The organism is Actinomycetospora sp. ABD4_176 (assembly GCF_056311855.1).
The window spans coordinates 2,781,642-2,803,524 of sequence record NZ_CM149974.1; the positions used below are offsets into that span (position 1 = coordinate 2,781,642).

22 protein-coding genes, 1 pseudogene and 1 riboswitch are annotated in these 21,883 nt (G+C 74.5%); of the genes and pseudogenes, 18 read left to right on the forward strand and 5 right to left on the reverse strand.

Features of this window, described 5'->3' with window-relative positions; all coding sequences use genetic code 11:
• The first annotated feature begins 226 nt into the window (after positions 1 to 226).
• Entirely contained in the window at positions 227 to 841 is a 615-nt protein-coding gene (locus ACYX4T_RS13460) for a superoxide dismutase (protein WP_476014996.1), read from the forward strand.
• Between the two features lie 138 nt (positions 842 to 979).
• Here ACYX4T_RS13460 and ACYX4T_RS13465 read toward each other — a convergent pair whose 3' ends face one another.
• Entirely contained in the window at positions 980 to 2,017 is a 1,038-nt protein-coding gene (locus ACYX4T_RS13465; protein WP_476014997.1) for an acyl-CoA dehydrogenase family protein, read from the reverse strand.
• A gap of 52 nt (positions 2,018 to 2,069) precedes the next feature.
• Between ACYX4T_RS13465 and ACYX4T_RS13470 the strand changes: the two genes are divergently transcribed.
• From ACYX4T_RS13470 to ACYX4T_RS13510, 9 genes are all read left to right on the forward strand, one after another.
• Positions 2,070 to 2,771: a siderophore-interacting protein gene (locus ACYX4T_RS13470; RefSeq protein WP_476014998.1), complete on the forward strand. Its 702-nt coding sequence runs from the start codon at positions 2,070 to 2,072 to the stop codon at positions 2,769 to 2,771.
• A gap of 2 nt (positions 2,772 to 2,773) precedes the next feature.
• A complete protein-coding gene (locus ACYX4T_RS13475; protein ID WP_476014999.1) occupies positions 2,774 to 3,166 on the forward strand; it encodes a hypothetical protein in 393 nt (130 codons plus the stop codon).
• Positions 3,097 to 3,609 carry a class I SAM-dependent methyltransferase gene (locus tag ACYX4T_RS13480; protein WP_476015000.1) on the forward strand — a complete coding sequence of 171 codons (513 nt, stop codon included), beginning with the start codon at positions 3,097 to 3,099 and terminating at the stop codon, positions 3,607 to 3,609. Before ACYX4T_RS13475 ends, ACYX4T_RS13480 begins: the two co-directional genes overlap by 70 nt.
• Positions 3,606 to 3,989, forward strand: a complete 384-nt coding sequence (locus ACYX4T_RS13485; RefSeq protein ID WP_476015001.1) for a four-helix bundle copper-binding protein — start codon at positions 3,606 to 3,608, stop codon at positions 3,987 to 3,989. The genes ACYX4T_RS13480 and ACYX4T_RS13485 overlap by 4 nt, the downstream gene beginning before the upstream one ends.
• Before the next feature lie 30 nt (positions 3,990 to 4,019).
• Complete coding sequence (locus tag ACYX4T_RS13490; protein ID WP_476015002.1) at positions 4,020 to 4,739, forward strand: metal-dependent transcriptional regulator; 720 nt, start codon at positions 4,020 to 4,022, stop codon at positions 4,737 to 4,739.
• A 74-nt stretch (positions 4,740 to 4,813) separates the two neighbouring features.
• Entirely contained in the window at positions 4,814 to 5,053 is a 240-nt protein-coding gene (locus tag ACYX4T_RS13495; protein ID WP_476015003.1) for a FeoA family protein, read from the forward strand.
• 3 nt (positions 5,054 to 5,056) lie between these two features.
• Positions 5,057 to 5,896: a FeoB small GTPase domain-containing protein gene (locus ACYX4T_RS13500; RefSeq protein WP_476015004.1), complete on the forward strand. Its 840-nt coding sequence runs from the start codon at positions 5,057 to 5,059 to the stop codon at positions 5,894 to 5,896.
• Positions 5,893 to 7,308, forward strand: a complete 1,416-nt coding sequence (locus ACYX4T_RS13505; protein ID WP_476015005.1) for a nucleoside recognition domain-containing protein — start codon at positions 5,893 to 5,895, stop codon at positions 7,306 to 7,308. Before ACYX4T_RS13500 ends, ACYX4T_RS13505 begins: the two co-directional genes overlap by 4 nt.
• A gap of 36 nt (positions 7,309 to 7,344) precedes the next feature.
• Complete coding sequence (locus tag ACYX4T_RS13510; protein ID WP_476015006.1) at positions 7,345 to 7,653, forward strand: ArsR/SmtB family transcription factor; 309 nt, start codon at positions 7,345 to 7,347, stop codon at positions 7,651 to 7,653.
• A gap of 63 nt (positions 7,654 to 7,716) precedes the next feature.
• Here ACYX4T_RS13510 and ACYX4T_RS13515 read toward each other — a convergent pair whose 3' ends face one another.
• Positions 7,717 to 8,790 carry a ribonucleotide-diphosphate reductase subunit beta gene (locus tag ACYX4T_RS13515; RefSeq protein WP_476015007.1) on the reverse strand — a complete coding sequence of 358 codons (1,074 nt, stop codon included), beginning with the start codon at positions 8,788 to 8,790 and terminating at the stop codon, positions 7,717 to 7,719.
• Positions 8,787 to 11,662: pseudogene (locus ACYX4T_RS13520) on the reverse strand (ribonucleoside-diphosphate reductase subunit alpha). The gene ACYX4T_RS13515 and the pseudogene ACYX4T_RS13520 overlap by 4 nt, the downstream one beginning before the upstream one ends.
• Before the next feature lie 154 nt (positions 11,663 to 11,816).
• A riboswitch (cobalamin riboswitch) is annotated at positions 11,817 to 12,035 on the reverse strand.
• A 196-nt stretch (positions 12,036 to 12,231) separates the two neighbouring features.
• Here ACYX4T_RS13520 and ACYX4T_RS13525 point away from each other — a divergent pair.
• From ACYX4T_RS13525 to ACYX4T_RS13540, 4 genes are all read left to right on the forward strand, one after another.
• Positions 12,232 to 13,215 (forward strand): ABC transporter substrate-binding protein, encoded by a 984-nt coding sequence (locus ACYX4T_RS13525; protein WP_476015008.1) that lies wholly within the window; start codon positions 12,232 to 12,234, stop codon positions 13,213 to 13,215.
• 83 nt (positions 13,216 to 13,298) lie between these two features.
• A complete protein-coding gene (locus ACYX4T_RS13530) occupies positions 13,299 to 14,267 on the forward strand; it encodes a FecCD family ABC transporter permease (RefSeq protein ID WP_476015009.1) in 969 nt (322 codons plus the stop codon).
• On the forward strand, positions 14,264 to 15,295 hold the full coding sequence (locus tag ACYX4T_RS13535) for a FecCD family ABC transporter permease (RefSeq protein WP_476015010.1): 1,032 nt from the start codon (positions 14,264 to 14,266) through the stop codon (positions 15,293 to 15,295). The genes ACYX4T_RS13530 and ACYX4T_RS13535 overlap by 4 nt, the downstream gene beginning before the upstream one ends.
• Positions 15,292 to 16,086 (forward strand): ABC transporter ATP-binding protein, encoded by a 795-nt coding sequence (locus tag ACYX4T_RS13540; RefSeq protein ID WP_476015011.1) that lies wholly within the window; start codon positions 15,292 to 15,294, stop codon positions 16,084 to 16,086. The genes ACYX4T_RS13535 and ACYX4T_RS13540 overlap by 4 nt, the downstream gene beginning before the upstream one ends.
• A gap of 52 nt (positions 16,087 to 16,138) precedes the next feature.
• Here ACYX4T_RS13540 and ACYX4T_RS13545 read toward each other — a convergent pair whose 3' ends face one another.
• Together ACYX4T_RS13545 and ACYX4T_RS13550 are read right to left on the reverse strand one after the other, a co-directional pair.
• Positions 16,139 to 16,996, reverse strand: coding sequence for a CbtA family protein (locus ACYX4T_RS13545; RefSeq protein WP_476015012.1), 858 nt, complete (start codon positions 16,994 to 16,996; stop codon positions 16,139 to 16,141).
• 27 nt (positions 16,997 to 17,023) lie between these two features.
• On the reverse strand, positions 17,024 to 17,236 hold the full coding sequence (locus ACYX4T_RS13550; protein ID WP_476015013.1) for a CbtB domain-containing protein: 213 nt from the start codon (positions 17,234 to 17,236) through the stop codon (positions 17,024 to 17,026).
• Positions 17,237 to 17,506: 270 nt separating this feature from the next.
• On the opposite strand from ACYX4T_RS13550, the gene ACYX4T_RS13555 reads away from it, so the two are divergent.
• The 4 genes from ACYX4T_RS13555 to ACYX4T_RS13570 are packed head-to-tail and all read left to right on the forward strand — an operon-like array spanning position 17,507 to position 21,823.
• Entirely contained in the window at positions 17,507 to 18,289 is a 783-nt protein-coding gene (locus ACYX4T_RS13555) for an ATP-binding cassette domain-containing protein (protein WP_476015014.1), read from the forward strand.
• Positions 18,286 to 19,056 (forward strand): ABC transporter ATP-binding protein, encoded by a 771-nt coding sequence (locus tag ACYX4T_RS13560; RefSeq protein WP_476015015.1) that lies wholly within the window; start codon positions 18,286 to 18,288, stop codon positions 19,054 to 19,056. The genes ACYX4T_RS13555 and ACYX4T_RS13560 overlap by 4 nt, the downstream gene beginning before the upstream one ends.
• On the forward strand, positions 19,053 to 20,315 hold the full coding sequence (locus ACYX4T_RS13565; protein WP_476015016.1) for an MFS transporter: 1,263 nt from the start codon (positions 19,053 to 19,055) through the stop codon (positions 20,313 to 20,315). The genes ACYX4T_RS13560 and ACYX4T_RS13565 overlap by 4 nt, the downstream gene beginning before the upstream one ends.
• Entirely contained in the window at positions 20,312 to 21,823 is a 1,512-nt protein-coding gene (locus ACYX4T_RS13570; protein WP_476015017.1) for an ABC transporter substrate-binding protein, read from the forward strand. Before ACYX4T_RS13565 ends, ACYX4T_RS13570 begins: the two co-directional genes overlap by 4 nt.
• Positions 21,824 to 21,883: the final 60 nt, after the last annotated feature.

A 21,883-nucleotide genomic window follows, 5' to 3' on the forward strand; every position in this document is an offset into this window, starting at 1 on the left:
CTCCGAGGGCGGATCGCGGGATCCCTGTCATACCGGACGCCCCGGACGCCCCGGACGGTTCACCCGCTCCAGGGGCGGGCACCACGGACCCATCGGCCCCGCGACGTCGACCCCTCGGCGCCCCCGCGGCGAGCCGTGGCCAATACCGCGGAGTTGCGAACATCCTGCAACAGCATCAGGCTGGCTTCTCAGGTGATCCGCAGCAGCCCATCGACGGGAGAACCCGATGGCGGAGTACACGCTCCCCGACCTGCCCTACGACTACGGCGCTCTCGAGCCCCACATCTCGGGCAAGATCATGGAGCTCCACCACGACAAGCACCACAACACCTACGTGACCGGGCTGAACACCGCGATCGACGCGCTCGCCGAGGCCCGCGAGCAGGACACGATCGGCACGACGGCCCTGCTGTGGGAGAAGAACCTCGCCTTCAACTACGGCGGGCACATCAACCACTCGATCTTCTGGAAGAACCTCAGCCCGGACGGCGGCGACAAGCCGACCGGTGAGCTGGCCTCGGCGATCGACCGCGACTTCGGGTCGTTCGATCTGTTCCAGAAGCACTTCACCGCGGTCGCCACGACCATCCAGGGCTCGGGCTGGGCGATCCTCGGCGTCGACTCCCTCACCGGGAAGCTGCGCATCTTCCAGCTCTACGACCAGCAGGCCAACGTGCCGCTGGGCATCGTGCCCGTCGTCATGCTCGACATGTGGGAGCACGCCTTCTACCTGGACTACCAGAACGTCAAGCCGGACTACGTGAAGGCCTGGTGGAACGTCGTCAACTGGAACGACGCCGCCGAGCGCTTCGACCACGCGAACGGCCTCACCCTGGCCTGACCCCCGATCTCGCGCGGTGATCGTTCCGACAAGCGTCCACTGCGCGGTGCGCGGCGACCCCTCGACCTCCTCGGCCGGGGGGTCGTCGTGTGCCTGCGGCATGTGAGCAGAGAGGAGGGCTGTAGCCCTCCTCTCTGCTCACATGCCGACGGCACCCAGCAGCTCCGCGCGGATCTCCGGGCGGCCGGCGGCGACGAGCGTGAACGCCGCCTCGCGGGCGAGCCGCCGGGCCGGGTGCCGGCCGACGATCGCGCGGCTGCCGGCGGCGACGGTGAGCGTCGCGGCCGCCCGCACGGCGAGGGCCGAGGCCGCGGCGCGCGCGGCCGGCATCGCCTCCGGGTCGGCGAGCGCGGCGTCGAGGCCGTCGCGGGCGGCGTCGAGAGCATCCCGCAGCGTCGCCGCGACCGTCGCCTCCCCCGCCTCCTCGACGAGCGCGGCGCAGCGACCCGCGACGCCGAGGGCGAGGCAGCCGTTGACGCGCGCGCTCGCGTGCTGGCCGGCGAGGAACTGCGCACGCGTGGGCGTCGCGACCATGGCGTCGTCGCCGACGACCCAGCCGTCGACCTCGAGGCGCACGGTACGGCTGGCGTTCGCCGCGGCGAGGTCGAGCGGGTGCACGGCGACGCCGGGAGGCGCCGACGCCGGCACGAGCACCGTGACGATCCGGGCGCCGTCGTCGTCGGCGTCGGCGGTCGCCACGTCGCGCGCCGAGATCTGCAGGAGGTCGACCAGGCCCCAGCCGGTGACCAGCGGTGCGGTGCCGTCGAGGCGCCAGCCGCCCTCGACCCGCGTCGCCCACAGCAGCGGCGGCTGCGGGATGGCGCCGGCGTAGGCGACGCCGCAGCGGGTGGTGCCCGCGACGGCGGCGGCGAGGTGACGCTCGCGCAGGGCGTCGTTGCCGGTCGCGGCGAGCGCCCGCACCGAGCCGTGGTGCTGCATCCAGGTGAAGGTGGTGGCGAGGCAGGCGCCGGCGAGGGTCTCGACGACGCCGAGGAAGTCCTCGAACGCCACGTCCGGGCCGCCGTGCTCCGGCGGGGCGGCGAGGCCGTAGAGCCCGGCGTCGGCCAGGGCCCGGAAGTGTGCGTCGGGGATCGTGGCGGTCGCGTCGACCTCGTCCGCGGCGGGCACCAGCACGTCGGCGGCGATCTCGCGCGCCCGGTCCAGCACGTCGCCCATACCACGCGAGGATAGCTTCCCGTGCGGACGGGGTAAGGATAGCCTCACCTTTGTGCCCTCGCTCCCCGCTTCCCTCGCCGCCCGGGCCGAACGCTGGTTCGGACGCCCGGCCACCGTCGTCGAGGTCGACGAGCTCTCTCCCGGCCTGGTCCGCGTCGGCTTCGCCGGCCCCCACTGGCGCGGCCGGCCGTGGGTCCGCGGGCAGGAGGTGGAGTTCCGGGTCGGCGAGCGGGAGTTCCGCCACTACACCCCCGCCGACGTCGACCCGGACAGCGGCCGGTTCCACGTCGTGTTCGTCCGGCACGGGGAGGGGCCCGGCACCGCGTGGGTCGCCGGGCTGCGCGTCGGGGCCGAGGTCGGCGTCCTGGGCCCGGGCGGCGGCATGCGCCGCGAGCCCGACCGCCACGAGCTGTTCCTCGGCGATGCGACCGCACTCGGCCTGTTCGCGGCGCTGGTGCCGACGGCGGGCGACGCACGCGGTACGATCGAGGTGCCGGCCGCAGACCTGGCGGCCGCCGCTGCGCTCGCCCCGTCGCTCGACATCGTGCTCACCGGCCGGACCCCCGGCGTCGCACTCGGATCCTGGCTGGAGCGCCACGTCGCCGACCGCGAGCCCGCGCCCGAGCAGGTGTGCCTCGCCGGGCATGTCGGCAGCATCGACACCCTGCGACGGCGCGTGCGCCTGGAGTACGGGCTGGCGCGCCGGGCCGTCGCCACCAAGGCGCACTGGGCCGACGGGCGGGCGGGACTGTGACCGTGCGCCCGGAGCTCACCGGCGTCCCGGAGACGACGCTGTGGACGCTGCACAACCGCGCCGCCGAGGCCCGCCGGCCCGGCTCCGGGTTCCACGACCCCTGGGCCGTCGCGGCGCACGACGCTCTGGCCTACCCGTACGCGGAGCGCTTCGGCGCCCCGAGCCAGATACACGCGCTGCGCGCGCGGACCTTCGACGCCGCCCTGCGGGCGTTCCTCGCCGAGCACCGGGACGCGACGGTGGTGGCGCTCGGCGAGGGGCTGCAGACGACCTACTGGCGGCCGGCGAGCCGGACGTCGACTGGTACAGCGTCGACCTGCCCGAGGTGCACGCCCTGCGCCGGCAGCTGCTGCCCGACGCCGACCGCGTCCACCCGCTCGCGCTCTCCGCGCTGAACCGGACGTGGATGACCGAGGCCGACGACGGCGCGCCCACGATCGTCACGGCCGAGGGCCTGCTCATGTACTTCACCCGCGAGGACGCGTTCGCGCTCCTCGCCGACTGCGCCGCGCGCTTCCCGGACGGGCAGATCCTCTTCGACACGATCCCGCCCTGGTTCAGCCGCCGCACCGTGCGCGGCTGGGACCTGACGCCGGCCTACCGCGTGCCGCCGATGCCGTTCGGCGTCCGGGTGCCCGACGTGCTCGCCCTGCCACGCGAGGTGCCGGGTCTGGCAGGCGTGGACGACCTGGGGCTGACGGCGGGCCGCGGCTTCTTCCGCGCGCCGGTGGTCCGCACGCTCGGGGCCGTCCCCGTCCTCGGTGCCCACCGCCCGGGGCTTTTCCGGGCCCGGTTCGCGGGGAACTCCACGCGCGGACCCGACGAGGAGGCAGGATGAGCCACACCACGGAGCACCTGGCGAGCATCGGCGACGCGGCCGCGCCCGAGCGGGTCGCGGCCCTCGACGCCCTGGCAGAGTGCGAGCAGGTCAGCACCGCGTGCGTCGTCGCGATGACCGCGATCGGCGGGATGGCCGGGGAGGTCCGGCGCGCCCTGGACTGCGCGGACGTCTGCGCCGCCGCCCACCGGGTCCTCAACCGCGGGGAGGGCGGCGACACGGCCACGCTGGCCGGCGTGCTCGACGCCGCCGCGGCGGCCTGCGACGCCAGCGCCGCGGCCTGCGGAGCGCACGCCGACCACCACGAGCACTGCCGCCGGCACGCCGAGTCGGCGACCGCCTGCGTGCGGGCCGTGCGGGCGCTGCGCGACACCCTCTGAGCCGGAGCCCGCCGACGCTACCCTGTCGGCATGTCCGGGACCGCCGCGCCGCGCACCGCGGCGGTCGACGACTACATCAAGGCGATCTACGCCCACTACGAGCGCGGCGAGGGCCCGGCGTCGACGACGGCGCTGGCCAAGCGCCTCGGCGTGGGGGCGTCGTCGGTGTCGGGGATGCTGCGCAAGCTCACCGAGCAGGGGCTGGTCGAGCACCGGCCCTACGGCGGGGTGCGGCTCACCGACACCGGCACCCGCGCCGCGCTCGACGTCCTGCGCCGCCACCGCCTGCTCGAGACCTACCTCGTCCGCGAGCTCGGCTACGGGTGGGACGAGGTGCACGACGAGGCCGAGGTGCTCGAGCACCACGTCTCGCCCACCCTGCTCGACCGCATGGACGCGCGGCTGGGCCACCCGCGCTTCGACCCGCACGGCGACCCGATCCCCGCCGCGGACGGCACGGTCGCGGAGTTCACGGCCCGCCGCTTCGCGACGCTCGAGCCCGGCGACCGCGGGCGCCTCGTCCGCGTCGACGACACCGAGCCGGCGATGCTGGCGTGGCTGCGTGAGCAGGCGATCGAGCTGGGCGTCCGCCTCGAGCTCCTCGCCCGCCGGCCGTTCGGCGGGCCGTTCCAGGTCCGGGTGGGCGCGGCCGACGGGGAGCGCGACCTGGACCTCGGCCCGGAGCTCGCCGACGCGCTGTGGGTCGACGATGTCCTCGAAGGGGTGTTCCACCGGGGCTCCGCGTCGTAGAGTTCGGCCAGCCGAACTTTTCGTGGTGGGCCGGACGAAACCAGGTCCCCGGAGCAGGACGGAGGTGGTCAGCGATGACCCTCGACGAGCTGCCCCGCGGCCACCGGGCCGTGGTCACCGCTCTCGACATCCGTGGCGGCGAGCGCCGCCGGCTCATGGACCTGGGGCTGCTGCCCGGCGCCGCCGTGCGCGCGGACATGACCAGCCCGCTGGGCGACCCGACCGCGTACGAGGTGCGCGGCGCGCTGGTCGTGCTGCGGCGCGGGCAGGCGCGCACGGTGCACGTCGAGCAGGCCGGATCCGAGGAGCGCTGAGCCGTGGCGGCCCCGCTCCCCTCGCCCGGTGTCGGACCGCCGCCGGGTGACGGGCCCCCGGAGGACGCCTGCGCCTCGTGCGCGCTCTCCCCGGCGTCGACCCGGCTCGCCCGCCTGGGGATGGACCCCGGCCGCTACGACCACGTCCTCGCGCTGGCCGGCAATCCCAACACCGGCAAGAGCACCGTGTTCAACGCGCTGACCGGGCTGCGCCAGCACGTCGGCAATTGGGCGGGCAAGACCGTTGCTCGCGCCGAGGGCGGCTTCTCCTACGGCGGGGCGGGCTACCGGATCGTCGACCTGCCCGGCACCTACTCGCTGCTGTCCACCAGCACCGACGAGGACGTCGCCCGCGACGTGCTGCTCTTCGGGCGCCCGGACGTGGTCGTCGTGGTGGTCGACGCGACGCGCCTCGAGCGCAACCTGCCCCTGGTGCTGCAGATCCGCCAGATCACCGGGCGCGTGGTCGTCGCGCTCAACCTCGTCGACGAGGCCCGCCGCCACGGCATCACCGTCGACACCCGCCACCTCACCCGGGAGCTCGGCGTCCCCGTCGTCGCCACCGCGGCGCGGCGCGGCGAGGGCCTGCCGGACCTGCTGGCGGCGATCGCGCAGGTCGCGGCGAGCGACGACCCGCCCCCGCCCCTGCGCCTCGTGCACCGTGACCCCGCGCTCGAGCGGGCCGTCGCCGAGCTCGCCGCGCAGGTCGAGGCCCGCTTCCCCGGCGTGCCCAACAGCCGCTGGGTGGCGCTGCGCCTGCTCGAGGGCGACGCGGGCATCGAGGAGGCGGTGCGGGACGGGACGCTGGGTTCGCTCGCGTCCCCGCTGGAGCAGACGGCATGACCGACCTCCTCGACGAGGCCGCGCGCCTGCGCCGCGGGCTCTCCGACGACCCCCACGACCTCGGCGACCGGATCGTCGAGTCGCTCTACACCGACGCCGCGCGGATCGCCGCGACGAGCGTCGACCGCGACGACGCCCGCGCGAAGCTCACCGTCGACCGCGCCCTCGACCGCGTCCTGACCCACCGCGTGTGGGGCTTCGTCGCGATGGGCGTGCTGTTCTTCGGCGTCTTCTGGTTCACGATCGCCGGCGCCGCGGTGCCGTCGGACCTGCTCTACCAGCTGCTCGTGGAGAACGGGCACGCCTGGCTGGTCTCCGGGTTCACCGCCGCCGGCGCGCCGTGGTGGGTCACCGGCCTGCTCGTCGACGGCGTCTACCTGGCCACGGCCTGGGTGATCGCCGTGATGCTGCCGCCGATGGCGATCTTCTTCCCACTGTTCACGCTGCTCGAGGACTTCGGCTACCTGCCGCGGGTGGCGTTCAACCTCGACCGGCTCTTCGCCCGCTCCGGGGCCCACGGCAAGCAGGCGCTGACGATGATGATGGGCTACGGCTGCAACGCCGCCGGCGTCACGGCCACGCGCATCATCGACAGCCGCCGCGAGCGGCTGATCGCGATCATCACCAACAACTTCAGCATCTGCAACGGCCGCTGGCCGACCCTGATCCTCATGGGGACGATCTTCGTCGGGGCCGTCGTGCCGCCGGCGCTCGCGGGGTTCGTCGCCGCGGGCAGCGTCGTCGCGGTGGTGATCGTCGGCATCGGGGTGACGCTCGCGGTGTCGTGGCTGCTCTCGCGCACCGTGCTGCGCGGCGAGAGCTCGGTGTACTCGCTCGAGCTGCCGCCCTACCGGCCGCCGCAGGTGCTGCGCACGCTCTACACCTCGATCATCGACCGCACGCTCAAGGTGCTGCGCCGCGCGGTGCTCATGGCCGCGCCGGCGGGCGCGGTGATCTGGCTGATCGGCAACGTGCACCTGGGCGACGCCAGCGTGGCCGCGCACCTCGTCACGGCCCTGGAGCCGGTCGGCTGGGTGATCGGGCTCAACGGCGTCATCCTGCTCGCCTACCTCGTGGCGGTGCCGGCCAACGAGATCATCATCCCGACGATCGTCATGCTCACCCTGACCCTCGGCGCCAACACGCTCGGCGCCGCGCCGGGCGTGATGCTGGAGCTGGGCGACGACGCGCAGATCGGCTCGGTGCTCGTCGGCGTGGGCGGCTGGACGCTGCTGACCGCGGTGAACCTCATGCTGTTCACGCTGCTGCACAACCCGTGCAGCACGACGGTGCTGACCATCTGGCACGAGACCCGCAGCGTGCGCTGGACGGCCGTCGCCACCCTGCTGCCCCTGGGGCTCGGGTTCGCGGTGTGCGCGGCGGTGGCGGGCGCCGTCCGACTCCTGACCTGACGTTTCGGCCCGCGCTCACCGGCCCATGCCTCTGGCATGGGACACGGCACCGAGAACGACCCGACCGGCACCGTCGACGAGGCCCGCGCCGAGCGGATGGCAAGCGCGCTGCAGGCCATCGCCGACCCCACGCGCCTCCAGGCGCTCACCACCCTGCGCGAGGGCCCGGCGCCGCTCGACGACCTCGCGCGCGCCGCGAGGGTCGAGACCGCGAAGCTCGCCCCCGAGATGGACCGCCTGGTCGAGCTCGGCCTCGTCACCGACGACGGGTCGTCGTACCGGCTGCACGACGACCACGTCGGTGCCGTGCTCGACGAGGCCGTCGGCCACGACCAGCACCGGTGACCTCCGGTATGTGAGCACTTTCCGGCGCTATAGCGCCGGAAAGTGCTCACATACCCACGGCACCTACCAGGTCAGCGTGCCGCCGGTCTGGTACTCGGTCACCCGCGTCTCGAAGAAGTTCTTCTCCTTCGTGAGGTCCATCGACTCGCTCATCCAGCCGAAGGGGTTCTCCTTCTCGCCGTGGAGCGGGTTTAGACCCAGCTGCGCGCAGCGACGGTCGGCGACGAACCGCATGTACTGCTCGCAGGAGTCCGCGGAGAGCCCGAGCATCCCCCGCGGCAGCGTGTCGCGGCCGTAGGCGATCTCGAGCTCGCAGCCCTCGGCGAGCATCTCCCGGATCTCGCGGGTGAACGACGACGTCCACAGGTGCGGGTTCTCGACCGCGATCTGATTGATGACGTCGACGCCGAAGTTCAGATGGATCGACTCGTCGCGCAGGATGTACTGGTACTGCTCGGCGATACCGACCATCTTCCCGCGGCGGCCGAGCGAGAGGATCTGCGCGAACCCCGTGTAGAACCACATCCCCTCGAACACCACGTAGAACGCGACGAGGTCGCGCAGGAAGGCCTGGTCGGCCTCCGTGGTGCCGGTGCGGAAGTCCGGGTCCTCGAGGGTCCTGGTGCGCTCCAGCGCCCACCCCGCCTTGTCGGTGATCGACGGGACCTCGCGGTAGGCGTTGAACAGCTCGCCCTCGTCGAGACCCAGCGACTCGCAGATGTACTGGAAGGTGTGCGTGTGCACGGCCTCCTCGAAGGCCTGGCGCAGCAGGTACTGGCGGCACTCGGGGTTGGTGAGGTGCCGGTACACCGCGAGCACGATGTTGTTCGCGACCAGGGACTCCGATGTGGCGAAGAAACCGAGGTTGCGCTTCACCATGTGCCGCTCGTCGGGAGTCAGCCCGTCCGGGGAGCGCCACAGGGCGATGTCGGCCTGCATCGACACCTCGGAGGGCATCCAGTGGTTCGCGCAGCCCGACAGGTACTTCTCCCACGCCCACCGGTACTTCATCGGCAGCAGCTGGTTGACGTCCGCCCGGGCGTTGATCATGCGCTTGTCGGAGACGTCGACGCGCTCGGCGCCGCGCTCGATGGCGCCGAGTCCCGTGCCCTCGGCGGCGTTCTCGATGGTCGTCACTGGCAGGCCTCGCAGTCGGGGTCGTCGATGGAGCAGGCGGGCGCGGCGTCCGGGTCGAGGACCGGCGCCGGGCTCGGCGCGGGTGCCGGTGCCGGGGTGGGGGTCGGGATCGGCGCCGCGAGCGCGGCCGGGGCGACCGCGTTCAGCTTGCCGTCGGCGGTCGCGAGCGTGGACTTCTCGACGCGCGTGGCCGCCTGCGAGCGCAGGTAGTACGTCGTCTTGAGCCCGCGCTCCCAGGCCAGCTGGTAGAGCGCGTCGAGGGCTCGCCCGTCGGGTCGGGAGACGTAGAGGTTGAGCGACTGGGCCTGGTCGAGCCACTTCTGGCGTCGCGCCGCGGCCTCCACCAGCCACGAGCTGTCGACCTCGAACGCGGTCGCGTAGAGCTCCTTGAGGTCGTCGGGCACCCGGTCGATCTCGCCGAGGGCGCCGTCGAAGTACTTGAGGTCGGAGACCATGACCGCGTCCCAGAGCCCGCGCTCGGCGAGATCGCGCACGAGGTGCGGGTTCACGACCGTGAAGTCGCCGCTCATGTTCGCCTTGACGTAGAGGTTGCGGTAGAGCGGCTCGATCGAGGCGGTGACGCCGGTGATGTTGGCGATCGTCGCTGTCGGGGCGATGGCCATGACGTTCGAGTTGCGCATGCCCTGGTGCTGCACCCGCTCACGCAGCGAGCCCCAGTCGAGGCGCTGTGTGCGGTCGAGGACGAGCTCGCCGTCGCCACGGGTGTCCGCGAGCAGCTCCACCGAGTCGATCGGCAGGACGCCGCGGCTCCAGAGCGAGCCGTCGAACGACGCGTAGCGGCCGCGCTCGGCGGCGAGGTCGGACGACGCGGCGATGGCGTGCCAGCTGACGTGCTCCATGGAGACGTCGGCGAACTCGACCGCCGCCTCCGAGGCGACCGGGATGCGCTGGGCGAACAGCGCGTCCTGGTAACCCATGATCCCCAGGCCCACGGGGCGGTGGCGCAGGTTGGACCTGCGCGCCGCCGGGATCGTGTAGAAGTTGACGTCGACGACGTTGTCGAGCATCCGCACCGCGGTGCGGACGGTCCGGCCCAGCTTCTCGACATCGAGGCCGTCCCGACCGACGTGCCGCGCCAGGTTCACCGACGCCAGGTTGCACACCGCCACCTCCTCCGCACCGGTGGCGGACGTGGTGTTGAGCGTGATCTCGGTGCACAGGTTGGACGAGTGCACGACCCCGGCGTGCTGCTGCGGCGAGCGCACGTTGCAGGGGTCCTTGAACGTGATCCACGGGTGGCCGGTCTCGAAGAGCATCGTCAGCATCCGCCGCCAGAGCTCGACGGCTCGGACCCCGCGGACGACCGTCCGCTCGCCCCGCCGTGCCGCCTCCTCGTGCGCCCGGTAGGCCTGCGCGAACGCGTCGCCGTGCAGGTCGTGGAGGTCGGGCACCTCGTCGGGCGAGAACAGTGTCCATTCGCCGTCGGCCCGCACACGGCGCACGAACTCGTCGGGCACCCAGTTCGCGGTGTTCATGTCGTGGGTGCGCCTGCGGTCGTCGCCGGTGTTCTTGCGCAGGTCGAGGAACTCCTCGACGTCGATGTGCCAGGTCTCGAGGTAGGCGCACACCGCGCCCTTGCGCTTCCCGCCCTGGTTGACCGCCACCGCGGTGTCGTTGGCGATCTTCATGAAGGGCACGACGCCCTGCGACTCGCCGTTGGTGCCGCGGATGTGGGCGCCGGTGCCCCGGACCGGGGTCCAGTCGTTGCCGAGGCCGCCCGCGTACTTGGAGAGCAGCGCGTTGTCGCTGATGCCGGAGAAGATGCCGGGCAGGTGGTCGGGCAGCGTGGTGAGGAAGCAGGACGAGAGCTGCGGGCGCGTGGTGCCGGCGTTGAACAGCGTCGGCGTCGAGCACATGACGTCGAACGCCGAGAGCAGCTCGTAGAACTCCGCGGCGCGGGCCTCCCGGTCGATCTCCCGGACCGCGAGCCCCATGGCGACGCGCAGGAAGAACGCCTGCGGCATCTCGTAGCGCTCGCCCCCGACGTGCAGGAAGTAGCGGTCGTAGAGGGTCTGCAGGCCCAGGAACGTGAAGTCGAGGTCGCGCTCGGGTCGCAGGGACGTCGCGAGGCGGTCGAGGTCGAGCTCGCCGAGTGCCGGGTCGAGGTGCCCGACCTCGATGCCGCGGCGCACGTAGGCGGCGAGGTAGGCCGGATAGGCGTCGGCGGCCTCGGCGTGGTCGGCCGGCGCGGGCAGACCGACGGCCGGGAAGGCCTCCCGGCGCAGTACGTCGAGCAGCAGCCGGGCGCTCGCCACGGAGTGGTCGGGATCGGTCTCGACCAGCGACCGCGCGGCGAGCACCGGGGCCTGGTCGAGCTCGGCGGCCCCGATGCCGTCGTAGAGCAGCCTGCGCGTCTCGGCGAGCACCCGGTCGGCGTCGGCGCCCGGCAGCCCGTCGCACGCCTCGGCGATCACGCGGCGGAGGCGGTCCAGATCCACCGGAGCGGTCGTGCCGTCGGCGAGACGGACGTGCAGCTCCGCCTCCGCCGACGGCGCCGCCGCCCGGGCGCGGGCGTGCTCCTCGCGGTAGAGGACGTAGGACCGCGCGATCCTGTGGTGGCCACCGCGCATGAGCGCGAGCTCCACCTGGTCCTGGATCTCCTCGATGTGCACCGCGCGGTCGGGGCCGGCGTGGCGCAGGAGGGCCAGCTCGACGGCCTCGGTGAGCTCGGAGATCACGGCACGGACCCGGCTCGAGGAGCCGGCCTCGGTGCCCTCGACGTCGAGGAACGCGCGTGTGAGCGCGGACGAGATTTGCTCGCGTCGAACGGCGTGGTCTGGCCGTTGCGGCGGATGACCGGGACGGGCGACGCCGTCTCCGGTCGCGCGGGGGCTTGCTCGACGGTGGTCAGGGCCTTCTCCTCGTGGCTCGCTGCCCGAGGGCCCGCCTCCCGTGCCGGGAGCCGAGCAGGCCGTCCGTCGCGGGTGCGGTCACTTCCCCGTGATCGCGCCGTCCGACGTCCGTCCGCCCGGCCCTCCCACGAGGCCGCGGACCCGAGCGCGCCGGCGGCGCACCCACCGATGGCAGGTCTTCGGACTCGCGGGCACGGCACCTCTCGGCACCACCTACTGGCCGTCGCTTCCCAGGACCTGGCGGACCCAGTGCTCGTGACGGCGGTCGTTCCCGCTCACCGCTGCGGGGCAGTCCCGGATTCGCACCGGGTTCCCTGTTGCCACCCGGACCGCCACGAGGACGACCCGGGAACCATCGACGCGGCGGACCCTACATCTGGGTGCGCGGACACGAACGGACCACCACATGATCGACTCAGCGTGTCGCGAGAGTCCGACCGTGAAGCACGGCACACACCTCATCACTTCATGAGATGTCGATGTTGATGCATTCTCCTCACCGACGCCGAGGAGGTCCGTTGTGTCTTTTCCGTCCGGTCGCCGCAGGTCGCGAGGCTGGCTCGTCCTGATGGCCGTCGGCGCGATGGTGCTGGCGGGGTGCGGCGGGCGGCCGGAGCCGGCGGCGGTGGGCCCGGGCGGGATCACCGAGGTGAACTGCGGCCTGCCGGTGACCGTCCCGGGACCTCCGCAGCGCGTCTACGCGCTCTACCAGCCGGCGGCCGAGGCGATCCACGCCCTCGGGCTCTCCGACCGCCTGGTCGGCACGTCCTACCACGGGGCGCCGGTCCTTCCTCAGCACGCCGAGGCCCAGGCACGGGTCCCGAACATCCCCGACCTGCCGTCGCGCGAGGCCCTGCTCGCCACGAACCCGGACTTCGTGCTGGCGGGCTTCAACAACGCCTTCGCCACCAGCGGCTCCGAGAGCATCAGCACCCGCGCCGACCTGGGTCGGCTGGGGATCGCCACGTGGATCAACGCTCCGTTGTGCCCGAGCCGGGACGGTCTGTCCGACGAGGCGATCGACCCGGCGACGGTGCGCATGGAGACGGTCTACGCGGACCTGCGGGGGCTCGGGCGGCTGTTCGGCGTGCCCGAGCGGGCCGACGCGGTCGTGGCCGACCTGCAGGGCCGGGTCGACGCGGTGGCGGAGCAGGTCGCGGGCCGTCCCGCGCCGCGGGTCGCGATCGTGCTGGGCGACGACGACGGCAGCTACCGGGTCGCGTCGGGCATCGACTTCGGGACCCAGGTGCTGGCGATGGCCGGGGCGCAGAACGCGTTCGCCGACCTCACCGAGCGCCGGCACGTCGCGGTGAGCAAGGAGGAACTGGCCGCCCGCAACCCGGACGTCATCCTCACCTCGACGTGCTGCGATCCCGCGACGATCGGCCCCGACGGCGAGGCGGACGTGGCGCGGATCCTGAACGACCCCGCGCTGGGTGCCGTCCGTGCCGTCCGGGAACGGCGCGTCTTCCCGTTCCTGTTCGAGGACCGCGCCGCCGGGGTCCGCGGCCCGTACGCGGCGGAGACGGTCGCCGGCCTCGTCCACCGGTAGTGGCGGCGCCCGCGACGCCCCTCCCCCTGCTCGGCCGGTTCTGGCGGACCCGACGGGCGCCGTTCGGTGCGGCCGGGGTCCTCGTGGCGTCCGCCGTCCTCGTGGCGCTCGCGACCGTCGCCTCGCTCAAGATCGGCAGCCGGCCGTTGTCGTGGGCCGAGCTGCACGACGGGCTGTGGCACTTCGCCGGCCGGCCCGCGGACATCGTGGTCCGCCACGTCCGGGTGCCGCGGACGGCGGCGGGCCTCCTCGCCGGGACCTGCCTCGGCCTGGCCGGGTGCATCGCCCAGGGCGTCACCCGCAACCCGCTCGCCGGCCCGGGCACGCTCGGCGTCAACGCGGGGGCCGCGGCGGCGATGATCGCGGCGATGTCGGTCACGGGCGTCGGGGCGCTCGCCGGCTACGTCTGGTTCGGGCTCGCGGGCGGTGCCCTGGCCACGGTCACCGTCTACGCGATCGGCGGCGCCGGGCGCGACGGCGTCACCCCGATCAAGCTCGCCCTCGCCGGCGCCGCCGTCTCGGCCCTGGTCATGGCGGCCGTCTGGGCGATCGTGCTGCTCGACCGCGACCTCTTCGTCCGGTACCGCTACTGGATCATCGGCTCGCTCGCCCGCGCCGACCTGGTCTCCGTCGCGCAGGCCGTGCCGCTCGCCGTCACGGGCGGCGTCCTGGCCGCGGTGCTCGTCCGCCGGCTCGACGCCGCGGCCCTGGGCGACGACACGGCACAGAGCCTGGGCGCGCGGCCGGGGACGACACGGGCCCTCGGGCTCGCGGCCCTCGTCGTGCTCGCGGGCACCGCGACCGCGATCGCCGGGCCGGTGGCGTTCGTCGGTCTCGTCGCCCCGCACGTCGCGCGGCCGCTGGTGGGCACCGCGCACCGCTGGGTGCTCCCCGTGGCCGCGCTCCTCGCGGCCGCCGTGGTGCTGCTGGCCGACGTGGTCGGCCGCGTGGTCATCGCTCCCGAAGAGGTCCAGATCGGCGTGACCGCGGCGATCGTCGGCGGGCCGTTCTTCCTCCACCTCGTCCGGACACGGAAGGTAGCCGTGCTGTGACCGTGGTGGTGCGCCGGCGCGGGTTCTCGACCCGCTTCCGGCTCCGGGGTCTCGCGGTCGGCGTGCTCGCCGCGCTCGCCGCCGGTGGGGTCGCGTTCGTGGGGATCGGGGTCGGGCAGTACCCCATGTCGCTCGGGACCGTCCTGGACACCCTGGCCGGGGACGGGACGATCATCACCTACGACATCGTCGTGCTCGACCGGCTGCCGCGAGCCCTGGTCGGCGTGCTGGTCGGGGCCGCGTTCGGGGTGGCGGGCGCCGTGCTGCAGCGGATCGCGCGCAACCCCCTGGTCAGCCCCGACGTGATCGGGGTGAACGCGGGGGCGTCCGCCGGCGCCGTGGTGATGATCCTGGGTGTCGGCGCCTCGGCGCTCGGGGTCACCGCGGGAGCATTGACCGGCGCGGCCCTCGCCACCGCGGTGGTGTACGTCCTGGCCTACCGCAACGGCTTCTCCGGCTACCGGTTGGTGCTCGTCGGGATCGGCGTCGCCGCGATGCTCAGCGCGGCGGCCACCTTCATGCTCGGCCGGGCCGACGTCAACGCGGCGTACCAGGCAGCGGTCTGGCTCGTCGGCAGCCTCTCCGGCCGGGGTTGGCCGGACGTGGTCCCGGTCGCGGCGGCGGTCGCGGTGCTGGTGCCGGCCGCGGTCGTGCTGACCCGCCACCTCGCGCTGCTCGAGCTCGGGGACGATCTCGCGCGCGCCCTCTCGCGGCGGATCCTCCGTGCGCGCCTGGCCCTGCTCGCCTGCGCGGTCGGCCTCTCCGCCCTGGCCACCGCGGCGGCGGGACCGGTCGGGTTCGTCGCCCTCGTCGCACCCCAGGTGGTGCGCCGCCTGCTCGGGGAGCGCAGCCCCGGCCTCCTCCCGTCGGCGGCGGTCGGGGCCCTCACCGTCGCGGCAACCGACCTCGTCGCCCGGACCGCATTCGCCCCGCGCGAGCTGCCGGTCGGGGTGCTGACCGCGCTCGTCGGCGCGCCCGTGCTCATCGCGCTGCTCGTGCGCGCCAACCGGATCGGAGCGAGCGGATGACCCTCTCCGGGGAGGACCTGCGCCTGGGCTACACCCCCGACCGCATGGTGATCGACGGCCAGTCCGTCCGGTTGCCCGCGGGGAGGATCACGGCGATCGTCGGACCGAACGCCTGCGGCAAGTCGACCCTGCTGCGAGGCCTCGCCGGGCTGATGCGCCCCGCGTCGGGCCGCGTGCTGCTCGACGGTGAGGAGCTGTCCCGCCTGCCGGCCCTCGAGCTGGCCCGGCGGATCGGGGTGCTCCCCCAGGCGCCGGTGGCCCCGGACGGGATCACCGTCGCCGACCTCGTCGGCCGCGGCCGCCACCCGTACCAACGGTGGTTCCGGCAGTGGTCGGCCGAGGACGAGGCGGCGGTCGCCACCGCGCTCGCCGCCACCGGCCTCGAGGACCTGGCCGAGCGGCCGGTCGCCGAGCTCTCCGGGGGCCAGCGCCAGCGTGCCTGGATCGCACTGGTCCTGGCCCAGGGACCGCAGACGATGCTCCTCGACGAGCCGACGTCGTTCCTCGACCTCGCGCACCAGCTCGACGTCCTGGACCTGCTCCGGACCGTCAACGCCGACCGGGGACGCACGGTGGTCATGGTGCTGCACGACCTCGAGCTCGCGGCCCGCTACGCCCACCACGTGATCGCCATGCGCGACGGGAGGATCGTCGCGCAGGGCGCGCCCTCCGAGGTGATCACCGAAGAGGTCGTCGCCTCGGTCTTCGGTGTCGACGCCCTGGTCGTCGAGGACCCCCTGACCGGGACGCCCCTCGTCCTGCCGCGTCCCCGGGCGACCGGCGGCGCATGACGACGGCCCCGCCCCTCGGGGTGAGGGACGGGGCCGTCGGGGTCGTGCGTCGTCAGGCGGCGGACGCCTCGGGCGTGCGCTCGCCGACCTCGCCCTTCGCGAGCCGGCGCTCGACGAGCGCCCCGAACACCAGGCCGAGCACGCCCCAGAGCAGGGCCTGCGCGGTGAACGACGCGATGCGGAAGTCGTAGATCACGTCGGCGTCGAAGCCCGGGAACACGATCGTCCCCGACGGGTCGAGCAGCGGCTGCGGCGTCTCGGTGACCCGCGGACCGTTCTCGATGACGTTGATCGTCAGCTCGCCCAGGTTCGGCAGGACGAGCATGAGGATCGTCGAGAGCGCGATGTAGACGACACCGCCGACCAGCACCGCGTTCCACGTGCCGATGCGCGCCCGCACCTGCCGGGCGACCGCCACCGCCGCCGCGAGGAACAGCAACGAGCCGATCACCATGACCAGGTACAGCGCCGTACGATCACCGATCGTCTCGTCGCTGCCCACCGCCGGCGGGTTCGCCGGGTACTTCACGAACGGCGTCGCGTAGAGCGTCAGGAACCCGGCGCCCGCGATGACGAGCGCGAGCACGCGCGGCCGCAGGGCCACGCGGCCGTGCAGCAGCGTGTAGGCGACGGCGAACAGGAGGCCCACGGCGACGCCGATGCCGACCATGCCGACACCGATGCCGATCGTGGCCTGGACGCCCCGGCTGACGACCTCCTCCTCGGCGCCGCCGGCGGGGGCCGAGCCGGCCGCCACGGCGAGCGCCTCCTCGGCCTCGCCCCGACCCTCCTCGTAGGCGATCGCGGCGTCGATCTGCGGCTCCGCGAAGATCAGCGCGAACACCCAGGCGACGAGCCCGGCGATCGCCCCGGCCAGCGCGCCGCGCAGCACGAACGAGCGTGCCTCCATGTCAGCAGTCCCTCCTCGGCGACCGGATCAGTGGCAGGGGAAGCCGAGGAAGTGCCGGGCGTCGTGCACGAACTCGTGGATGACGCTGGTGTCGCCGAAGACCGAGACGGCCCCCTCGTCGACACCGATGAAGTAGTAGAGGAGCAGACCGACGACGACGGCGCTGATCAGCCACGGCAGCGTCTCGGACGCGGGGATGGCGGTGGCCCGGGCGCGGGCGACGGCACCGGCAGTGGTCACGAGGTCCTCCTGTTCACGAGCACGACGACGTCACCGTCGAACTCGACGGGGACCGCACGACGGTAGGTCCCGCAGATCAGCTCGTCAACGCCTGCGCATGTGATGAGGTATATGCCTTGAACAGGCAGTTCAGCCGGTGCACAGGTCGTTGCGGAGGTCCGTCCCACCATCGACTGGCAACACGTGCACGAGTGCGCGTGCCCTTCATGCGTTGCAGAGCACGCCGGGCAAGCGCCCCGGCAGCGCGGGAAGGACCTAGGGTCGCGGCCCGTGTCCCCCGTCGTCGAGATCCGCGACCTCACCGTCGCCGCCGGCGGTGTGACGTGTGTCGACGGGGTCACGCTGGCCGTCTCGCCGGGCGAGCGGTGGGGCGTCGTCGGGCCGTCGGGGGCGGGCAAGTCGCTGACCGCGGCCGCGGTCGCGGGCCTGCTGCCCCCCGGGACCCGGGCGGGCGGCAGCGTGCGGGTCGGCGGCACCGAGCTCGTCGACGCGCCCGAGACCGCGCTCGCCGGCGTGCGGGGCCGCGGCGTCGCCATGGTCGCCCAGGACTCCGCGACCGCCCTGCACCCGCTGCTGTCGGTGGGCCGCCAGCTCGCGATGCCGCTGCGCCGCCACCAGGGCCTCGACCGCGCCGCCGCCCGGACCCGTGTGGTCGAGGCGCTCGCCGAGGTCGACCTGCCCGCCGAGCTCGCCCGCGCGCGACCGTCGCAGCTCTCGGGCGGGCAGCGCCAGCGCGTCGCGCTCGCCGCGGCATTGGCCTGCCGTCCGCGCCTGCTCGTCGCCGACGAGCCGACCGCCGCCCTCGACGGACCCGTCGCCCGGTCCCTGCTCGACCGTCTCGACCGCGCGCTCGCGGCGTCGGGGACGGCGTTGCTGCTGGTCACCCACGACCTCGGGGTGCTCGCCGCGGTGTGCGAGCGGGTCGTGGTCGTCGCCGGGGGCCGGGTGGTCGAGCAGGGCGTGGTGCGCGAGGTGCTCGCCGCGCCCGGCCACGAGGTCACCCGCGAGCTCGTCGACGCGGCCCGCCTGTCGGTGCCGGAGGTGCGGGCATGACGTTCTCCCTCGCGGGCGTGACCCGCCGCTACACCGTGCCCGGCGACCGGCCGTGGCGTCGCGTCGTGCGCACGGCCCTCGACGGGCTCGACCTCGAGGTCCCCGCCGATCGCGACCTCGCGGTCGTGGGCGCGTCCGGGTCGGGGAAGTCGACGCTGCTGCGGGTGCTGCTCGCGCTCGAGGCCCCGGACGCGGGCACGGTGCGGTTCCGCGGCGAGGTCGTGACGCCGCGCCGCCCCGGGGAGCTGCGCCGGGCCGTCGGAGTCGTCGCCCAGGACCCCGGCAGCTCGCTCGACCCGCGGCTGCCGGTCGGCGCGAGCCTCCGCGAGCCCCTGGAGTGCGCGGGCGTGCCCGGCGGGCACGGGGAGCGGGTCGCCGAGCTGCTCGACGCCGTCGGCCTCGACCCGGCCGTCGCCGACCGCCGCCCGGCCGCGTTCTCCGGCGGCGAGCGCCAGCGGATCGCGCTGGCCCGGGCGCTCGCGACCCGCCCGGCCGTGCTCGTCGCCGACGAGCCGTTCAGCGCCGTCGACCCGACGACGCGGCGGCGCCTGGTGACCCTCGTCGGCGACCTCGCCCACGCGTCGGGCACCCGGCTGCTGCTCGTCAGCCACGACCTGGGGGTCGCGCAGCGGCTCTGCGCCGACGTCGCCGTCCTGGCCGCGGGCCGGGTCGTCGAGACCGGACCGATCGACGACGTCCTCGCGCGCCCCACCACGGACGCCACCCGCGCGCTGCTCGACGCCGTGCTCGACGTGGAGGTGGCGTGACCGACCTGCTGCGCCGGTGGTCGATCCTCGGCCGCCTCGGCGAGCTGCCCCGCCCGATGCGTCTCATCGTGCTCGGCCAGCTCGCCTTCAACACCGGCTTCTACCTCGTGCTGCCGTTCTTCGCGCTGCACCTCACGCGCGACCTCGGCCTCGGCGGCGCGCTCGTCGGGCTGCTGCTCGGGCTGCGGACGTTCAGCCAGCAGGGCCTGTTCTTCCTCGGCGGCGCGCTGGCCGACCGGTGCGGCACCCGCCCGGTGGCCCTGACCGGGTTCGTCATCCGCATCGCCGGGTTCCTGCTGCTCGCGCTGGCCGACGGGCCGGTGCTGCTGGTCGCGGGGACGGTGGCGACGGGCTTCGCCGCGGCGCTGTTCTCGCCCGCGGTGGAGGCGGAGCTGGCGCGGCGGGCGGGGGCGCTGGAGCGCGAGGACGGCCCGACCCGGAGCGAGGCCTTCGCGATGTTCGGGGTGGCCGGGGAGGTCGGCGTCGTGGTGGGCCCGGTGCTCGGCTCGCTGCTGCTGTCGGTCGACTTCGCGGTGACGGCGCTGGCGGCCGCGGGGGTGTTCGTCGTCGTCCTCGTCGCCTTCGCCCGCGGCATGCCGCGCGAGCCCGCCGCCCACGCCGGCGAGCCGGTGCTCGCGGGGTGGGGCGAGGTGCTGCGCAACCGCGCGTTCCTGGCGTTCGCCGCGGCGTACGCGTCGTGGCTGCTGAGCTACAACCAGCTCTACCTCGCGCTGCCCGTGGAGCTCGCTCGCGTCGGGTCGGCCGGGCTGCTCGGGGCGCTGTTCGTGCTGTCGGCGGTGATCGTGGTCGTGGGCCAGGTCCCGCTGGCCGCGGTGGTGCGCCGGCGGCTCGGGACCCGCGCGCTGCCCGTCGGGTTCGCGGTGCTCGCGCTGTCGTTCCTGGCGACGGCGGTGCTCGTCGGCGTCGGGGTGCCCGGGCCGGTGCCGGCGGTCGTGTTCGTGGTGACGCTGACGCTCGGGCAGATGACGGTCGTGCCGATCGCGCAGGACGCGGTCGGGCGGCTCGCGGGCGAGCGGCGCCTCGGCGCGCACTTCGGCGTCCTCGCGTCCGCCGGCGGCCTCGCCGTGCTCGGGGGGAGCGCGCTGCTCGGGGCCCTGCTCGACGCCGGCGGCCCGCCCGCCCTGCCCTGGGCCGTCACCGCGGCCCTGCCCCTGACCAGCGCGCTCGTCATGGGCGTCCTCGTCCGCCGCGTGCCGTCGCTGCACGCCGACACCCTCACCGCCGGGAGGCCGTCGTGAGATCTGCCCACCGCCTCGGGGTCCTGCTCGCCGTCCTCGGCCTCGCCCTGGCCGGGTGCTTCAGCTCCTCGGGCGGCGACGGCGGCGACGGACGGCTGCGGGTCGGGCTGTCCTTCCCGCCCACGTCGGGCCTGTCGCCCTACGGCAACGAGGCGACGCTGGCGACGCGCCTCGGCGTCACCGAACCGTTGGTGGTCCTCACCGGCGGCACGCCGACACCGGCGCTCGCGACGACCTGGACGCAGGTCTCGCCGACGAGCTGGCGGTTCGTCCTGCGCTACGGCGTCACCTTCCACGACGGCACGCCGCTCACCCCGCAGGCGGTCGCCGGCAGCCTCACCCGCGCGGCCGCCGCCACGCCGGCACCCCGGGCGCTGGCCTCGCTGGCCTCGTCCCCCGGCACCGGGCCCGCGCTGACGGCGGTCCCCGACGGCGCCGACGCCGTCCTCGTCACCACGCCCGCGCCCGACCCGGTGCTCCCCCAGCGCCTGGCCTCGCCCGAGCTGGTGGTCCTCGCCCCGTCCGCCTACGCCGACCCGGCCCGGCCCAGCCCGGTGCGGGCGGGCACGGGTCCGTTCGTGCTCACCCGCGTCGACGGGTCCGCCGGCGCGACGCTCGAGGCGAACCCCTCGTCGTGGCGCGGACCGGTGGGCGCGCCCGGCATCGACGCCCGCTTCCTCGCCGACGGCGCCGCGCGCGCCAACGCCCTGCGCGCGGGCGAGCTGGACGTCGCCGAGGCGATCCCGGCCTCGCAGGTGGCCTCGATCGCGCCGCCGCAGCGGGTCGTCGGGGTGCCGCTGCCGCGCAGCGTCGCGGTCTACCTCGACCAGCGCGCGCCGGTCTTCGCCGACCCCGGGGTGCGGGCCGCGGTGCGTGCCGCGCTGGCGCCGGTCGACGTCGCGGGCTCCGTCTACGAGGGCCGCGCCGACCCGGCCGCCGGCCTCTTCGGGCCCGCGACGCCCTGGGCGGTCGCTCCGGGCGCGCGTCCCCCGCACCCCGTGACCCCGCCCGCGCCGGTCGCGGGCCAGCGCATCAGGCTCGCGACCTACTCCGACCGCGCCGAGCTCCCTGAGATCGCCGCCGCGGACGCCGACGCCCTGCGCCGCGCCGGGTTCACCGTGGACGTGACGGTGCTGGAGAGCTCGGCGTTCGAGGCGCAGCTGGGCACCGGGGCGTTCGACGCCGTGATCATCAGCCGCAGCCAGCAGCTCGACACCGGCGACCCCGTCGGCTATCTGGCCAGCGACTTCTCGTGCGGCGGCAGCTACAACCAGGCGCGCTACTGCGACCCGGCCACCGACGCGATCCTCGCCGCGGCCGCCGCGACCAGCGACGTCGAGGCCCGCCGGCGCGCCGCGCTCGAGGTGGAGGCGCGGGTGCTCGCCGCCGACGCCGTGGTCCCGCACGTCACCGAGCGCGCGCGGGTGGGCCTCGGCGCGGGCGTCACCGGCGTGGCCGAGGACCCCAACGAGCAGTTCCTCATCACCGCCGCGACGCACGCGGGGTGAGCGGGGTGCCGGGTTCGAGCGATGCGGCATCGCTGGCGCTCATCGCCAGGATCGCCACAT

Bases quoted from the DNA above. Each gene is read 5' to 3' on its own strand.
- ACYX4T_RS13460 (WP_476014996.1), top strand. From the start codon at position 227: ATGGCGGAGTACACGCTCCCCGACCTGCCCTACGACTACGGCGCTCTC.
- ACYX4T_RS13465 (WP_476014997.1), bottom strand. From the start codon at position 2,017: ATGGGCGACGTGCTGGACCGGGCGCGCGAGATCGCCGCCGACGTGCTG.
- ACYX4T_RS13485 (WP_476015001.1), top strand. From the start codon at position 3,606: ATGAGCCACACCACGGAGCACCTGGCGAGCATCGGCGACGCGGCCGCG.
- ACYX4T_RS13490 (WP_476015002.1), top strand. From the start codon at position 4,020: ATGTCCGGGACCGCCGCGCCGCGCACCGCGGCGGTCGACGACTACATC.
- ACYX4T_RS13495 (WP_476015003.1), top strand. From the start codon at position 4,814: ATGACCCTCGACGAGCTGCCCCGCGGCCACCGGGCCGTGGTCACCGCT.
- ACYX4T_RS13505 (WP_476015005.1), top strand. From the start codon at position 5,893: ATGACCGACCTCCTCGACGAGGCCGCGCGCCTGCGCCGCGGGCTCTCC.
- ACYX4T_RS13510 (WP_476015006.1), top strand. From the start codon at position 7,345: ATGGGACACGGCACCGAGAACGACCCGACCGGCACCGTCGACGAGGCC.
- ACYX4T_RS13525 (WP_476015008.1), top strand. From the start codon at position 12,232: ATGGCCGTCGGCGCGATGGTGCTGGCGGGGTGCGGCGGGCGGCCGGAG.
- ACYX4T_RS13540 (WP_476015011.1), top strand. From the start codon at position 15,292: ATGACCCTCTCCGGGGAGGACCTGCGCCTGGGCTACACCCCCGACCGC.
- ACYX4T_RS13545 (WP_476015012.1), bottom strand. From the start codon at position 16,996: ATGGAGGCACGCTCGTTCGTGCTGCGCGGCGCGCTGGCCGGGGCGATC.
- ACYX4T_RS13560 (WP_476015015.1), top strand. From the start codon at position 18,286: ATGACGTTCTCCCTCGCGGGCGTGACCCGCCGCTACACCGTGCCCGGC.